The following is a 14,926-nucleotide window of genomic DNA, read 5'->3' as shown; positions in this document are numbered from 1 at the left end:
AGTCTCGATGACCACCGCCGCGATCCGCACCGAGGGCCTGACCAAGCACTACGGCAGGCATGTCGCACTCACCGACCTGAACCTGGAGGTCGGCCAGGGCGAGGTGTTCGGGTTCCTCGGCCCCAACGGTGCGGGCAAGTCCACGACCATCCGCATACTGCTGGATCTGATCCGGCCGACCGCGGGACATGTGGAGGTATTCGGCGTCGAGCCACGGGTCGGCGGTGCGGAACTACGCAAGCGCATCGGCTACCTGCCGGGCGAACTCGAGATCGAGGGCCGCAATACCGCGCGCGAATTGCTCGGATTCCTGGCCGATCTGCGCGGCACCGTCACCCCGAAGCGAATCATCGAACTCGCCGAGCTGCTCGATCTCGACCTGTCCAAGAAGGTCGGTGCGATGTCCAAGGGCAATAAGCAGAAGGTCGGTATCATCGCCGCGTTCATGCACAATCCGGACCTGCTGATCCTCGACGAACCCACCTCCGGCCTGGATCCGCTACTGCAGCAACGCTTTCTGGATCTGGTCGCCGAGGCCAAGCAGAACGGGCAGACGGTGTTCATGTCCTCGCACATCCTCAGCGAGGTGCAACAGAGCGCCGATCGCGCGGTCATCATGCGCGCGGGCCGATTGCTCGGCACCGAGAATGTCGAGGATCTGCGGCGGCGTTCGCCACGCTCGGTCGAATTGGTATTCGGCGAGAACGTTTTCGCCGACGACTTCGCCAAGCTGCCCGGCGTGCGCGAGCTGACCATCGAGGGAACTACCTTGCGCTGCACCACCGAAGGCGAGGTGGACGGTCTGTTCAAGATGGCTGCGAAGTACCCGCTGGTCAGCGTGCTGTCCACCGAACCGGATCTCGAGCAGATCTTCTTCGGCCTGTACGGCCGCTGATCTCCCCAACTGTTTATCGCACAGGAGAATTCGTCATGACTCGTTCGGTCTTCACCCAGACATTGCGGGAGCAGCGGCGCGGCCTGATCGGCTGGTCGATCGGCTTCGCCATCGTCCCGATGATGTATCTGCCCTCCTACCGATCGCTGAAGGAGCAGGGCTCGCTCGATATCAAGCAGAACCGGATGTACGAAGCCATGGGCGTCAGCGATTTCGCCAGCGCCAGTGGGTATTTGAACGCGACGGTGTACTCGCTGATGGGTCTGCTGCTGATGCTTATCTTCGCGGTCACCTTCGCCACCCGTTCGGTGGCGCAGGAGGAGAACGGGATGCTGGATCTGCTTCTCGCACAACCGATCAACCGCGTGAACCTGCTGCTGCAGCGGTTTGCCGCGCTGGCCGTGCAGACCTCGATCGCCACCACCGTGCTCACCCTGAGCGTCATCGCGGGAGCCGATAGCGGCGGGCTCGACGTACCCACCGGCAATATCCTGGCCGCCAGCGCGGGGCTCGGCTTGGCAGCACTGGTCGTCGGCACGATCACGCTGCTGGTCGGCGCGGCCACCGGAAAGCGTTCGGTGACACTGGGTTCGGCGTCGCTGGTCGCGGTGGCGGGCTACCTGGCCAACAATCTCGGCGGTGACTTCGTTCGCAAGCTGTCGCCCTTCTACTGGGCCAATGGCGGCACACCGCTGGTGACCGGCTGGAACGGCAGCCACCTGGTAGTGCTGGTGATCGTGGCCGCCGTAGCCGTGGTGCTGGCGCTGGGCGCCTTCGATCGCCGCGATCTGGCGGTCTGACCGAGCCGAACGGGGCGGACCGACACGGTCCGCCCCGTTTACCGCTATCCGCGTCTTGGAAGGGATACTTCTCCGATGGGCACCACCGACAACGAGCAGACCACCGCGCCGACCGCGCAACAGTTGGCATTCGTGGAGGATCTCGCGCTCGTACTCGAGCGGATGGGCCTGGTCCGGATGGCAGGTCGGGCCGCGGGGTGGTTGCTGGTCAGCAATCCGCCGGAGCAGACCTTCGGCCAGATCGCCGAGGCACTCCAGGCGTCCAAGGGTTCCATCTCCTCTGCATTGAAGACGCTGGTCACCATGCGCTGGGTGGACAAGATCTCCAAGCCGGGCGACCGCAAGGACTACTACGCGATCCGGCCCGGGGTGCTGCCGGAGCTGACCCGCCAGCAGAGCGGGATGTACAACGATCTCACCAATATGACCGCCCGCGGGCTCGCACTCTTCGACGACCCGGATGGTGCCGACGCCGCACGGGTTCGGGATATGCACGAGTTCTTCGTGTGGATGGGCAAGGAGATGCCCGCATTGATCGATCGGTGGTACGCGGACCATCCGTCCTGAGCCGTCGGGGGCCCGAAATCGGCTGCGTGACAGCCGGAATCAGGCGAGCAGCTTCGCCCGCAACGCAGCAACCTCACCGGTCGTGAGTTTCAGACCGTCGCGGACGTAGTTGTCGAAGCTCCCGTAGGTCCGGTTCGCCTGGTCGAAGGCAGCATCCAGCCAGGCGGCCGAGACACCGTTGAGCGGATCGTTCGGGCTGGCATTGCGGTACTGATTGGACAGCAGGTAATCCTGCGTCACGGTATCGCGGTCGACGCCCAGGATGGTCAGCAGGACCGCGGCGGTCCAGCCGGTGCGGTCCTTGCCCGCGGTGCAGTGGAACAGGACGGCACCGTCGGTGTCGATGATGTCGCGCAGCACCGAGGCGAAGGCCTGATTCGCCCCGGGCGCGGTGATGAACGCCCGGTACAGGTCGTCGCCGCCGGTGAGCGTGGTGATCAGGGTCTGCGGCGGGGCCTGGCCGATGACATCGACCCAGTTGGCCGCCGCACCCAGTGGGAGGCGGTCCGCGGCGATGGTGCGCTCGTAAACGGTGCGCAGATCGTCGACGACCCGCACCTGACGCTCGCTCAGCACGGCCAGATCGGCCGGAGTCGCATTATTGAGCTGACCGGTGCGGTAGACCAGCCCCGTGCGCACCCAGTGGCCGTCGGTGGTGCGGTAGCCGCCCGCATCGCGGCCGTTCTGCACGCCCTGCAGGTTCAGCGAACGGTCGAAGGTGACCGCGTCGGCGACACCGACCGGATCGGCCAGTGCAATGCCTGCCACCGGCCCGAAGGCGACGGTGAGACCGACGGCCAGTGCCACCGGGACTCGAAGGGTACGACGGACCATGACGGCGCTCCGATCATCGACTGCAGGACTATTCCCCCCGAACCCCTCTGGGCCAGCGACTACGCCGCGACCTCGAAGCGCGATAGCGCCAGCAGACGCGAAATCGCACGCAGGTACTTCTTGCGATACCCGCCGTCGAGCATCTCCTTGGAGAAGATCTCATCGAGCTTCGCACCGGAAACGGTCACCGGAATGCTCGCGTCGTAGAGCCGGTCGGCGAGCACGACGATGCGCAGCGCGACCGCCTGATCGGTCACCGGATGCACATTCGAGATGTACACCGACGACACCCCGGAGATCAGCGCACCGTACTTGGACGGGTGCAGCGTACTCAGGTGCTTCAGCAGCGCGTCGAACTCGTCGAGCGTGGAACCCGCTGTGGCAGCGGCCCGTTCGGTGAGCAGTTCGGGCGAGGTGGGCTCGGGCGCGGGCGGCAGATCGCGGTGCCGGTAGTCCGGACCGTCGACGCGTACGGCCTCGAAGATCGAGCCGAGCTTCTTGATCTCGCGCAGGAAGTCCTGGGCGGCGAAGCGCCCCTCACCCAGTTGGCCGGGCAGGGTGTTGGAGGTTGCGGCGATCGAGACACCGCGCGCGGACAGCTCGGTCAGCAGCCGCGAGACCAGCATGGTGTCGCCGGGATCGTCGAGTTCGAATTCGTCGATGCACAGCACGCTGTTCGCCGCGAGCCGCTCGAGGGCATTGTTGAAGCCAAGTGCGCCAACGAGATTGGTGAGTTCACCGAAGGTGCCGAAGGACTTCGGCGCGGGGGCGCTGTGGAAGATGGAGGCGAGCAGGTGGGTCTTGCCGACGCCGAAGCCGCCGTCGAGGTAGAGCCCGGCACCGCTGATCTGCTTCTTCTTCCCGAACAGGCTCTTCTTATTGGCCGCCTGGTGGATCTTGGCGACCTGCCCGGCGAAATCCTCGGCCTTGCGGACCGCGGCTGCCTGGCTCGGCTCGTTCGGGTCCGGAATGTAGGAGGCGAAACTGACCTCGTCGAACATGGGCGGTGGCACCATCTGGGCGACCAACTGGTCCGCCGGAACCTCCGGATGGCGATCGACAAGGCGTTCTTGCATGGTCGAAGCCTAATGACGTGGTGTGATCTTCTTTCATGCAGCGTATCCACAATGCGATCCAGCTCACAGGACTGAGCCGCGACAACCTGGCGGACCTATATGCCTACCCTACCGATCCCCAGGTTCCTTGGGTTCGGGCCAATTTCGTCGCCAGCATCGACGGGTCGGCTACCAGCGGCGATCTCTCCGAGGGACTCGGCACCCCCGCCGACAAGACCGTCTTCACGATCTTGCGCGAACTGGCCGACGTGATCGTGGTCGGCGCCGGTACCGCGCGTGCGGAGAACTACGGCGGCGCGCGGACCGATCCGCAACTGCGGCGCGCCGTCTACGACCGCGGTATCGGCGGCCATCGCGACGGTGCACCGCCACCGATCGCGGTGGTCACCTCGAGCGCCGCGCTGGATCCGGGCGCGCGGCTGTTCACCGAGACCGCCGTGCCGCCGTTGATCATCACGACCAGCACCGCTCCGGCGGATCGCAAACAGCAACTCACCGATGCGGGCGCGCGGGTCGTCGAGGCGGGCGGCGTCGCGATCACCCCGCAGGGACTGCTCAGCGCACTGGCCGACCTCGGACTGCGGCGCGTGCTGTGCGAGGGCGGACCGCATCTGTTCGGTGAACTGCTGGCAGCGGATGCGGTCGACGAACTGTGCCTCACCACCGCGCCGGTGCTCGTGGGCGGTACGGCCCGACGAATATCGCTGTCCGCGCACGAGTTCCGCATGCCGATGGTGCGCAGGCACATCCTCCTCGACGACGACGGCACGATGCTGACTCGTTGGACCCGCCGATGATTGCTGTGACATGCGAACGCACCGACCGCGCGATACCTGCGCATGGGCGGTCGCGCCGAACCGCACCGCACCGCATCTACGCCTGCTTTGTGAAACAACCGCACGAACCTGGCAGGCTGTAGCGCATGCACTGGACTCGGGCCGTCGTGCTGGCCTCGACACTCTCGATCATGATCGCCGGATGCGGTGCGGGCCCTTCTGATCGCCCCGGCGTTGCCGTCGAGCGCGCGCCCCAGGGCGGTGCTGGCCCGCACCCGACCACGGCCATCGCGCCACCGCCGGCGGCCGGTGTCCCCAAAACCGATCTGACCTGGCGCGATTGCACCACGCCGACGCTCGATCTGCTCGGTCTCGGCCCCGCGCCGTCCGGTCTGGTCCTGGACTGCGCCGAATACACCACACCGATCGACTCGACCGGCGGTGTGCTCGGCAACTTCCGCACCGGCGCCATGCGGGCCCGGCTGCCGCAGACTCCGACCGATGTCGCGCCGCTGGTCATCACCTCCGGCGCGGACCGGTCCTCCACCGCCACGCTGGCCGGGCTCGCGGTCGGCGCGGGCAACGGTCTGCTGGCCAGTCGCCCGATCGTCGCGGTGGACCGGCGTGGTCTGGGCACATCGCAGCCGATCGACTGTATGCCCATCGATGCCCGCCGCGGCCTGGCCGATAACGGGCAATTCGGGCCGGGTGCAAGCGATCCTGTCGACGCGGTGACCGGATTCAGCCAGGACGCCACCATCGCCTGCCGCGATTTCCTGCAGCCCTACGAGGGCACCTTCGACGCACCGCACGCCGCCGACGACATCGAACAGCTGCGCAGGCAGTGGCAGGTCGACCGGATCGACCTGCTCGGTTCCGGTAACGGCGCGAAGGTCGCGCTCAGCTACGCGCGCAAATTCGGCGACCATCTGGCGCGCCTGGTCCTCGATTCGCCGGAGGCCGTCGGGACCGACGCGGTCACCCGAACCGAACAGCATGTCCAGGGCGCGGAGGCGGCGGTAACGGCATTCGCCCAGCGCTGCACCGGAATCGGCTGCTCACTCGGCCCGGATCCGCGCGCCGCGATCATCGATCTCGTGCGCAAGGCGGGCAGCGGCGGACTCGGTGACATTTCAGCGAATGCGCTACTGACCGGGCTGTCCGGATTCCTCGCCGGTCCGCGCGACCAATCCGCGCGGATCGCCGAACTGGCCGACGCGCTCTCGGCGGCCGGACGCGGCGATCGCGGACCGCTCGGGACGCTGATCCAGCGCGAATCCGCCGCCACCGCGGCCGACGGCCAGTTCGTCAACCGCTGCACCGATAACCAGCTGCCGCCGAGCCCGACCAAGGCCAAAGAGCTCGCCGACACCTGGGGCACGAAATACCCGGTCTTCGGCAGGTCGGCGGCCATCGGCATGATGGCCTGTGTCGCCTGGCCGGTCAGTGCCGCGCCGCCGCTGCCGGAGAAGCTGGACCTGCCCGTCCTCATCCTCGGCGGGGTCGCGGATCCGATGGTCGGCGATGGCGGCCAGGCCTCGGTCACCGGTGCGCTCGGCGCCGCTGGCGCGCGTAAAGCCGCGATCGCCTGGCAGGGTTGGGGACATCCGGTTTTCGCCCATTCCGGTTGTGCGCAACGGGCTCTCGTCGACTACCTCAAGGAGGCCAAGCTCCCCGCCGACGGCACCGCGTGCCCGGCATGAGCGAGCCGAGCGTCGGCACAGCCCACTGGGGAAAATGACGAGGCCGAGGGATGGGGGCACGGTCGTGATCCGCTAACGTCGGCGCGCCAGGTAGGTCCAGGCAACCGTCGCGAGCGGATCCGGTGTACCGTGCCCCAGTGTTACTTCGACAGCTCGAGCCTCGCACCGCTCGCACCACCGCCGAGGTGATCAAGTTCGCACTCTGGCCCCTTGCGGTCATGACTGTGCTCAACCGGGTCTTCATCAAGGCCGTCAATGGGTTCATCACCGATGACTTCAAACCGGTCTACAACGCCTCACTGGCGTTTCTCAACCACCGGCCGGTCTACACCGCGAACTACGATCTGGTGGATCCGCACTACCTGTATCCGCCCAGCGGCACCCTGCTGATCGCGCCGCTGGCGCTGATCGACCCGGAGAAGTCGCGCTGGTGCTTCATTCTGTTGAACGCCGCCGCCATCATCCTGGCCTGGTATCTGCTGCTCAAGCTGTTCAAGTTCACTCTCTCCTCGATGGCGGCGCCGATCCTGCTGCTGGCCATGTTCAGCTCCGAAACCGTCATCAACACACTGGTTTTCACCAATGTGAACGGGTGCGTGCTGCTGGCCGAGGTGGCCTTCATGATGCTGCTGCTCGCGCGGCGGGATCTGTGGGCCGGTGCGATATTGGGTTTGAGCATCGCAGTGAAGCCGACGCTGGCGCCGCTGGTATTGATCGCGGCGGCCCGTGGGCAGTGGAAGGTCTTCTATACCGCTATCGGCGTGCCGCTGGCACTGACCGCGATCGCTTGGCCGCTATCGGCCGATCCGGACAAATTCTTCACCAGGACCGCGCGCTATCTGTCCGATCCGCGCGACTACTTCAACAGCGCGATCGTCGGCAATGCCGCGTACTACGGGTTGCCGCTGTGGCTGACCTGGGGCATCCGCATTCTGATGGGCGTAATGGTGCTCATCTCGCTGTGGCTGCTCTACCGCTACTACCGCGACGATGAGCTGTTCTTCGTGGCCACCGCCTCCGGCGTGCTGATGACCGCGGAGTTCCTGCTCAACTCGCTCGGGCAGATGTACTACTCGATGATGCTGTTCCCGCTGCTGATGTCGGTGGTGCTGCGCAATTCGGTAATGCGGAACTGGCCCGCCTGGCTGGCGGTATTCGGATTCATGTCCTACGACAAGTGGCTCTCCGACCGCTGGCAGGGGCTGGGGCGCAACGTGGAGTACCTGCGGATCACCTTCGGTTGGGGCCTGCTGCTGATCGTCATCGCCTGTGTGCTCGGCGACCGGTACCTGGCGGCGCGGCGCGAAGGTCGGCTGCAGTCCGGGATCGATCCGGAGTGGATGCGGTCGCCGGAGTCGCCGGATCCGGTCGTAGTGGCGCCGCACCGGGTCGCGGCGGATTCCAGCGCGCACGCCGACACCGCCGACAATTCGGTCGTGAACGGCCGGGAGACCGAGCAGTCCGAATTGCGGGCCGAACCGCAGCCGAGCGCGGTGCAGTAGCGACCAGTGGGCCAGAACCGGGGTTCCGGCCCACGACTGCGGGGTCGCGGGGCGGCATTGCCGTCGGAAACCTATTAGCGTGGAGCAATGAGTTCCGACGCCGACACGTCCCTACCCGCGCCGCGCATCCAGCTGACCCCACAGGAGTGGAAGGCCAAGCTGAATCCGGAGGAGTACGCGGTGCTGCGACAGGCCGCGACCGAACGCCCGTTCACCGGCGAGTACACCGACACCAAGACCGAAGGGGTGTATGTGTGTCGGGCGTGCGGTGCCGAATTGTTCAGCAGCACTGAGAAATTCGACTCGCACTGCGGGTGGCCGTCATTCTTCGATCCGGCGAAATCCGAAGCGGTCATCCTGCGTTCGGATGACACGCTCGGCATGCATCGGGTCGAAGTGCTGTGTGCGAACTGCCACAGCCACCTCGGCCACGTCTTCGAGGGCGAGGGATACAACACGCCCACCGATAAGCGCTATTGCATCAACTCCATCGCCCTGCAGCTGCACCCCTCGGGCAGTGCAGCGGAGTAGAACGGCTGCCGCGCTCAACGAAAGATACAGACCGACCGGCTTGTTGCGCATGCCCCGAAACCCGGGGGCATGCGCGGCCGCCGCCCCCGTTCCGGCTCGCCGAGGGGCATGGATCAGGGCAGGGCGGCGATGAGCTTGTCGATCTCGACGCGGGGACCGGTGAAGAAGGGGACCTCCTCGCGGACGTGCAGACGTGCCTCGGTGGCGCGCAGATCGCGCATCAGGTCGACGATGCGGTGCAGCTCCGGGGCCTCGAAGGCGAGGATCCACTCGTAGTCGCCGAGCGCGAAGGAGCTCACGGTGTTGGCGCGCACATCCGGATAGCCGCGCGCGGCCTTGCCGTGGTCGGCCAGCATCTTGCGGCGCTCATCGTCGGGCAGCAGGTACCACTCGTAGGAGCGCACGAACGGGTACACGCAGATGTAGTTGCCCGGGTCCTCACCGGCCAGGAACGCCGGGATGTGGCTCTTATTGAATTCGGCGGGCCGGTGCAGCGCCACATTGCTCCACACCGGAGCGCTGGCCCGGCCGAGTTCGGTGGTGCGCCGGAAGTCCGCGTACGCCGCCTGCAGATCCTCGACCCGCTCGGCATGCGACCAGATCATGAAGTCGGCATCAGCGCGCATCCCCGCGACATCGTAGATACCGCGCACTACGATCTCCCGCTCGGCGAGCCCATCGAAGAATGCCCGCGCCTCCTTGATGGCACCTTCACGGTCGTCCCCCAACACCCCCGGCTGCACCTGGAACACCGAGAACATCAGGTAGCGAATGGTGGAGTTGAGTGCTTGATAGTCGAGTCGCGCCATGATTCCTATCGTGCCACTGCGGGCGGTCAGGGTGTCCGCGTGGGCTGTCGTCGCCGCGGGTGGTTGCCGATTGTGCGCCGTCTGCGGCGCATGAGCATGGTTGGCGCGCGGGCACATCCGGCCCCGGCGCGCCGCCATGATCGCCGCCGCTGCTACACCGGGCAGACGTCCAGCCGCCAGTCGGTCGGGGTGAACTGCTCGATATGGACGCGCTCCTCGGGCACGCCCGCGGCGTGCAGCTGGGTGCGTACCGAGTGCAGGAATTCGGTCCCGCCACAGACGTGGATATCGGCGTCGGCGGGCAGATCTACCTGCGACAGGTCGATCAGGCCCAGGTGCGCGCCCTCGGATGGCTCTTGGTACCAGAGTTCGAGCGTGACGCAGCGGAGCCGAGTGCCGAGTTCGAGCAGGCGCTCTCGCAGCGGATGGGTTTGCGGAGAACGGTCCGCATGCAGCACGACGGTACGCCGGTCCGGCGTGTTCGCGGCGAGGTGTTCGAGGATTCCGATCGTCGGGGTCGCGCCGACGCCCGCGGAGATCAGCACCAGTGGTGTGGTCGCGTCGGTATCGATGACGAGATCGCCGAACGGGAGGGTGACCTGCAGCGCGTCGCCGGGGCGCACGGTGTGGTGCAACCACGACGACACCTCGCCCGCCGGGCAGCCGCCGGTGGCGTCGATCCGCTTCACCGCGAACGACAGTGTGCCGTCTCCCGGGGCATTGATCAGGCTGTACTGACGCAGCTGGCGGGCGCCGTCGGGCAGGTGCACGCCGACCGAAATATATTGGCCCGGCACGAAACTCGGCAGTGGCGCGGACGGGTCGGCGGATTCGACGGTGAATACCGCGATACCGGATGGGTCGTCGGCGCGGGCAATGACGGTCACGTCCCGGAACACATCGCCGGGCTCGACCCCGGCGGCCACGTAGAGCTGCTTCTCCAGGTCGATCAGCGCGTCGGCCATCAGCCAGTACACCCGGTCCCAGGCCGCGGCCACCGGTTCGGTGACGACATCCGCACCGAGTACTTCCACGATTGCGGCGAACAGATTGTCGTGCACGAGCTGGTACTGCTCGGCGGTGATACCGAGCGAGGCGTGCTTGTGGCCGATCCGCGCGAGCATGGCGGCCGGATGCGGGAGGTCCGGGTCGACGAGGTAGGTGGCGAAGGTCGCGATCGAGGCGGCCAGCGCCCGCGACTGGGAGCCCTGCGCCTGGTTGCCGCGGTTGAACAGGTCGCGGATCAGTTCGGGATGATTGCCGAAGAGAGTGCGATAGAACACCTTCGTGATTTCGTCCACCTGCGCGCCCACCAAAGGCAGTGTGGCGCGGATGATTTCGGCGTGGTGCGCTTCGAGCTCCGGTTCGCTACGGACCGCGGTGTTCATGACATCTCCTTGTTCGCATATTCGCCCGCCGCTGATGTGGCGAGCAGACGCAGCAATCCGGACGTCGGCGCGGTGACGAGTTCGTCGAGGGTGTACCGATCCAATTCCCGGTAGAACGCCTCCTTGGCATCGGCCAACACCCGGCGCAACCGGCACCCGCCCACCAGCGGACACGGATGTTCGCCCTCGCAGACGACCACTTCCCGATCGTCTTCGAGTTCCCGAATCAACCACCCGACTGATACCGCTCGACCTGCCTCGGTGATGAACAGACCACCCGTGCGACCGCGCTGCGCCTGCACCAGACCGAGTTCGATCAGCCGCGAAACCGCCTTCGCAACATGATGCTCGGAGGCATCGACCTGCCGAGCGATCAACCGAGTAGTCACCCGGCCGTCCGCCTCGTCACTCACCGCCAACCGCATGATGGCCCGCAAGGCGATATCGGTGAACCGTGAGAGCTGCATGGCTCGACGCTACCGACGAGCAACCCCTGCCACATCCCCCTGCAACGGTGTCCTTAATTACGCGATGCCGTGCGGTTTTTGGTGCAGCAACAATGTCCGCGCACCCCGTGTTTCAACTCCCTGTGCGATACGCATCACACGCCTGGAGCCCATGTTGGTTACTGCGCCGCGCTCGAATCCCGCCCTCGGCGCACCGCCGCCAGTGGCCCGGACGCTCCCGACTCATCGGTCACTCGGCCGACGGCAACCCGACCTCGTACGCCCGCAGCTGTCTGTGAGCTGAAACACACCTATTGGCCACTTCGCGATAGGTATACAACTTGCGCCAAACGGGCACTAGACGTGCGCAACCCGCGGACCGAAGTCGCGCCGCAAGCCCCAGTACGAATCGCAGTGCGAGTAACGGTGGTAGCGATCCGGTGGACAAACAGCGCATCGCACTGCGCAGGGTGCGGCGGTTCGACTCGGGATGGCGGCAAGACGCCGGACAACAGCGCGCGGCATCGAACGAATCAGGGGGTGGCAGTTCGGGTGAGGATGGAAGCTATGCGGTGGGCGGCGGCGGTGCCGCAGGCGACGCAGGCGGGGACGCCGACGCCATGGAGATAGGCACCCGCGACGGCGAGACCATCGAAATCGGCTATGGCCGACTCGATTTCGGCGATGCGGTCGTTGTGGCCGGGGGCATATTGGGCGAGGCCACCGGGCCAGCGCTGGACCACTGCGGAGGTCGGTTCTATGGTCGCGCCGGTGACTGTGGCGAGGTCCTCGGTCGCGGCGGCGATCAGGTCAGCGTCGGACCAGTGCAGAGGTGAATCGTCGCCGAATTTGCCGAATGATGCTCGGACCGCAGCGGTCCCGCGCTCCGCCAGATGCGTCCATTTGCGGCTCGACAAGGTGAATGCCTTGGCGCGCAGAGGTTCTCCGGTGGCGACCAGAATCCCGGAGTTCCGGGGCAGCGCGGTGTCGCGCGGAAGACCGAGGGCCACAACGACGGATGAGGACAGCTCGATGCCAGCAGCGGCGGATGCGGCGGCGGGGGCGAACGGGCGCAGCAGGTTCGCGGTTACCGGGGCGGGAGTGGCGAGCACCACCGCGTCTACACCGCCGACCGGCTCGAGCACCCAGCCATGGGACGCGCGGACCAGATGGGTGGCCGAGGTCGCGGTGACGAATTCCGCCCCGGATTTCGCGGCCAACGTATCCAACAGCACCCGATAGCCGTCGCGCAGACCGCCGAAGACGGGAGCGTTCGAGGGCGGTGGCATGGCGGCGGCAACCGCGTGGGTCAGGCTCGGCGCGCCATCATCGAGTGCGGCGGCGAGGGTCGGCAGCGCGGCGCGTACGCCGATGGAACGCGAACTGCCCGCATAGACACCACCGAGCAGCGGATCGACGCTGCGTTCGACGACCTGCACGCCGAACCGGTCGGCGACCAGGCGGTAGACGTCCATATCGGCATCCGGATACCAGCCCAGCGGCCGCCGGGATTCCGTCTCGATCCGCTCGAGCGTTTCGGCATCGACCAGTCCGCGCATCGACTCGGCATTCGACGGAATACCCATCAGGGTGCGTTCCGGCAGCGGATGCGCACGGCCCTGCGACCAGACCAGCGGCCGCAACCCGGCCGGAACCACCAACTGCGTTTCGAGGCCGAGTTCCCGCAGCAGTTCCGGCACCTCCGGCCGCCGCCCGACAAACGCCTCCGCCCCGAGATCCAAAGGCTCCCCGGCCAATTCGCCGGTATAGAGAATCCCGCCGAGCCGCGCGGCCCGATCGATCACAACGATGTCGGCTTCCGCACCGAGCAGCACCCGCAACCGGTACGCCGCGACAAGCCCGCTGATCCCGCCCCCGACTACCGCGATTCTCATGTCGCGACCGTAGCCCTCCCGTGGATCCGCGCCGACCACGCCCCTCGCCTTCGTGACCGAGCGCACGATCGCCGGGCCGACACCGTCGGGCGCGGTCAGCGCTCGCCACGCAACTGTGCCCGAATCTCGGGTTTGAGCACCTTGCCGATCTTCGAGCGCGGCAGGTCAGGCCAGATCTCCACCTGCTTGGGAGTTTTCACCCCGCCGAGGCGTGCCTTCGTGTGCTCGCGCAGTTCGTCGGGGGTAGCGGTGCGCCCGATGTGCAGTTGGACGACGGCGGTGACCCGCTCGCCCCACTTATCGTCGGGAAGTCCGATGACCGCGCAGTCCTGGACCGCCGGGTGGGTCAGCAGCGCCTGTTCGACCTCGGCGGAGTACACATTGAATCCGCCGCTGATGATCATGTCCTTGGCCCGGTCGACGATGTAAAGGTAATTGTCGGCATCCAGGTAGCCGATGTCTCCGGTGTGATGCCAGCCGTAGCGCGACACCTCGGCAGTCGCATCCGGATTCTTGTGATACCCCGCCATGACCAGCGGGCCCCGGACCACGATTTCGCCGCGCGCACCGGCGGGGAGCAGGCGGCCCTCGGCGTCCATGATGGCCACGCGGGTGAGCGGGGTGGGTCGTCCAGCCGATGACAGTCGTTCGGTGGCAATCGAGCCGTCGGGGCGGAAGTGATCCTTCGGCGCCAGCGTGGCGACCATCATGGGTGCCTCCGACTGTCCGAACAGCTGACCCATGACCGGTCCGATCCGCTCCAGCGCCGCCGCCAGCCGGGCCGCCGACATCGGGGCCGCTCCGTACCAAAGACACTGCAGGGAACCGAGATCCGCCGTTGGTAACGCAGGATGATCCAGCAGCATGTAGATCAGCGTCGGCGGCAGGAAGGTATGGGTGATCCGGTGCCGCTCGATCTGCGTAAGGAATTCACCGAGATCCGGGGTGGGCATCACGACGATCTCACCGCCGAGGGTCAGGATCGGAAAACACAGGACGCCCGCGGCGTGGGTGAGGGGCGCCAGCGCCAGATAGCGGGGCCGATGTTCGAAGGGATAACTCATCAGGGTCAATGCAGTCATCGTCTCGAGATTGTGACCGGTGAGCCGAACCCCCTTCGGTCGTCCGGTTGTACCGCCGGTGCCGACCAGCATGGCGAGTTCGTCGATCGGCTCGACCTCCAACGGCTCGGCCGGACAGTCCCGCACCCAGTCGTCGAAATATGCTGCCCCTGCGATATTTCCGTCGGTGCAGACCAGCGTCCGCAGCATGGGCAGCCGCGGTGCGATGGCGGAAACCAATGGCGCGAAGGCGGCTTGGAATATCAGGCAGGTGCAGTCGAAGAGCTCGAGTAGCTCTTGATTCTCCGCGGCCTCGTTGCGCGGATTGATCGGGCACCACACCGCGCCGGCACGGGCGATGCCGAAAACACACGCAAAGGCCAGCGTGTCGTTCGCTGACAGGATCGCGACCCGCTCGCCGGGCCGGACTCCGGATCGCTCCAGCGCGCGAGCGATCCGCCAGGACAACTGCTGTACCTGCGCATAGGTCAGCGTGTGCCCGTTCATGGTCAGGCAGGGTGCGGTGGCGCCGAGCGAGGCGCCCTTGTCGAGATAGTCGGTCAAACGCACGGTAATCCTCTACGGAAGCTGTTGCGGGAACGGCCGATTCGGACCATGGGCAGCTCCGGCCACCCATGGTCCG

14 protein-coding genes are annotated in these 14,926 nt (G+C 66.5%); 7 read left to right on the top strand and 7 right to left on the bottom strand.

All coding sequences use genetic code 11. The features are described 5' to 3' along the window. Positions 1-7: 7 nt before the first annotated feature. The 3 genes from ACWEO2_RS09640 to ACWEO2_RS09630 all read left to right on the top strand — a co-directional run bounded on the left by ACWEO2_RS09640 (position 8) and on the right by ACWEO2_RS09630 (position 2,262). Positions 8-895, top strand: a complete 888-nt coding sequence (locus ACWEO2_RS09640; protein WP_452404916.1) for an ABC transporter ATP-binding protein — start codon at positions 8-10, stop codon at positions 893-895. 35 nt (positions 896-930) lie between these two features. After that, a complete protein-coding gene (locus ACWEO2_RS09635; protein ID WP_452404915.1) occupies positions 931-1,695 on the top strand; it encodes an ABC transporter permease subunit in 765 nt (254 codons plus the stop codon). Between the two features lie 75 nt (positions 1,696-1,770). Next, positions 1,771-2,262 carry a GbsR/MarR family transcriptional regulator gene (locus ACWEO2_RS09630; RefSeq protein ID WP_452404914.1) on the top strand — a complete coding sequence of 164 codons (492 nt, stop codon included), beginning with the start codon at positions 1,771-1,773 and terminating at the stop codon, positions 2,260-2,262. A gap of 39 nt (positions 2,263-2,301) precedes the next feature. Here ACWEO2_RS09630 and ACWEO2_RS09625 read toward each other — a convergent pair whose 3' ends face one another. Beyond that, on the bottom strand, positions 2,302-3,096 hold the full coding sequence (locus ACWEO2_RS09625; protein ID WP_452404913.1) for a tyrosine-protein phosphatase: 795 nt from the start codon (positions 3,094-3,096) through the stop codon (positions 2,302-2,304). A 59-nt stretch (positions 3,097-3,155) separates the two neighbouring features. Beyond that, complete coding sequence (gene zapE / locus ACWEO2_RS09620) at positions 3,156-4,172, bottom strand: cell division protein ZapE (RefSeq protein ID WP_452404912.1); 1,017 nt, start codon at positions 4,170-4,172, stop codon at positions 3,156-3,158. 35 nt (positions 4,173-4,207) lie between these two features. Between zapE and ACWEO2_RS09615 the strand changes: the two genes are divergently transcribed. The 4 genes from ACWEO2_RS09615 (at position 4,208) to msrB (ending at position 8,684) form a co-directional block, all read left to right on the top strand. Beyond that, entirely contained in the window at positions 4,208-4,969 is a 762-nt protein-coding gene (locus tag ACWEO2_RS09615) for a pyrimidine reductase family protein (protein WP_452404911.1), read from the top strand. Positions 4,970-5,094: 125 nt separating this feature from the next. Continuing rightward, a complete protein-coding gene (locus ACWEO2_RS09610; RefSeq protein WP_452404910.1) occupies positions 5,095-6,651 on the top strand; it encodes an alpha/beta hydrolase in 1,557 nt (518 codons plus the stop codon). Between the two features lie 137 nt (positions 6,652-6,788). Continuing rightward, on the top strand, positions 6,789-8,153 hold the full coding sequence (locus ACWEO2_RS09605) for a glycosyltransferase family 87 protein (RefSeq protein WP_452404909.1): 1,365 nt from the start codon (positions 6,789-6,791) through the stop codon (positions 8,151-8,153). A gap of 87 nt (positions 8,154-8,240) precedes the next feature. Next, on the top strand, positions 8,241-8,684 hold the full coding sequence (msrB, locus tag ACWEO2_RS09600) for a peptide-methionine (R)-S-oxide reductase MsrB (RefSeq protein WP_452404908.1): 444 nt from the start codon (positions 8,241-8,243) through the stop codon (positions 8,682-8,684). 113 nt (positions 8,685-8,797) lie between these two features. On the opposite strand, the gene hemQ is transcribed toward msrB, so the two are convergent. From hemQ to ACWEO2_RS09575, 5 genes are all read right to left on the bottom strand, one after another. Next, positions 8,798-9,493 carry a hydrogen peroxide-dependent heme synthase gene (gene hemQ, locus ACWEO2_RS09595; RefSeq protein ID WP_354950574.1) on the bottom strand — a complete coding sequence of 232 codons (696 nt, stop codon included), beginning with the start codon at positions 9,491-9,493 and terminating at the stop codon, positions 8,798-8,800. 152 nt (positions 9,494-9,645) lie between these two features. After that, a complete protein-coding gene (locus tag ACWEO2_RS09590; protein WP_452404907.1) occupies positions 9,646-10,881 on the bottom strand; it encodes a globin domain-containing protein in 1,236 nt (411 codons plus the stop codon). Beyond that, positions 10,878-11,348, bottom strand: coding sequence for an RrF2 family transcriptional regulator (locus ACWEO2_RS09585; protein ID WP_452404906.1), 471 nt, complete (start codon positions 11,346-11,348; stop codon positions 10,878-10,880). The genes ACWEO2_RS09590 and ACWEO2_RS09585 overlap by 4 nt, the downstream gene beginning before the upstream one ends. A 512-nt stretch (positions 11,349-11,860) precedes the next feature. Further along, complete coding sequence (locus ACWEO2_RS09580) at positions 11,861-13,222, bottom strand: protoporphyrinogen oxidase (RefSeq protein ID WP_452404905.1); 1,362 nt, start codon at positions 13,220-13,222, stop codon at positions 11,861-11,863. Positions 13,223-13,317: 95 nt separating this feature from the next. Then, positions 13,318-14,853: an AMP-binding protein gene (locus ACWEO2_RS09575; protein WP_354950566.1), complete on the bottom strand. Its 1,536-nt coding sequence runs from the start codon at positions 14,851-14,853 to the stop codon at positions 13,318-13,320. Positions 14,854-14,926 lie beyond the last annotated feature (73 nt).

This window comes from Nocardia sp. NPDC004278, from assembly GCF_053602975.1.
Note: the sequence above shows the minus strand (reverse complement) of the source record. Positions and strands in the feature narration are given on the sequence as shown.

Coding starts and splice junctions, on each gene's coding strand:
- ACWEO2_RS09630 (WP_452404914.1), top strand. CDS start 1,771: ATGGGCACCACCGACAACGAGCAGACCACCGCGCCGACCGCGCAACAG.
- ACWEO2_RS09640 (WP_452404916.1), top strand. CDS start 8: ATGACCACCGCCGCGATCCGCACCGAGGGCCTGACCAAGCACTACGGC.
- ACWEO2_RS09585 (WP_452404906.1), bottom strand. CDS start 11,348: ATGCAGCTCTCACGGTTCACCGATATCGCCTTGCGGGCCATCATGCGG.
- ACWEO2_RS09635 (WP_452404915.1), top strand. CDS start 931: ATGACTCGTTCGGTCTTCACCCAGACATTGCGGGAGCAGCGGCGCGGC.
- ACWEO2_RS09625 (WP_452404913.1), bottom strand. CDS start 3,096: ATGGTCCGTCGTACCCTTCGAGTCCCGGTGGCACTGGCCGTCGGTCTC.
- ACWEO2_RS09590 (WP_452404907.1), bottom strand. CDS start 10,881: ATGAACACCGCGGTCCGTAGCGAACCGGAGCTCGAAGCGCACCACGCC.
- hemQ (WP_354950574.1), bottom strand. CDS start 9,493: ATGGCGCGACTCGACTATCAAGCACTCAACTCCACCATTCGCTACCTG.
- zapE (WP_452404912.1), bottom strand. CDS start 4,172: ATGCAAGAACGCCTTGTCGATCGCCATCCGGAGGTTCCGGCGGACCAG.
- ACWEO2_RS09615 (WP_452404911.1), top strand. CDS start 4,208: ATGCAGCGTATCCACAATGCGATCCAGCTCACAGGACTGAGCCGCGAC.
- ACWEO2_RS09610 (WP_452404910.1), top strand. CDS start 5,095: ATGCACTGGACTCGGGCCGTCGTGCTGGCCTCGACACTCTCGATCATG.
- ACWEO2_RS09580 (WP_452404905.1), bottom strand. CDS start 13,222: ATGAGAATCGCGGTAGTCGGGGGCGGGATCAGCGGGCTTGTCGCGGCG.
- msrB (WP_452404908.1), top strand. CDS start 8,241: ATGAGTTCCGACGCCGACACGTCCCTACCCGCGCCGCGCATCCAGCTG.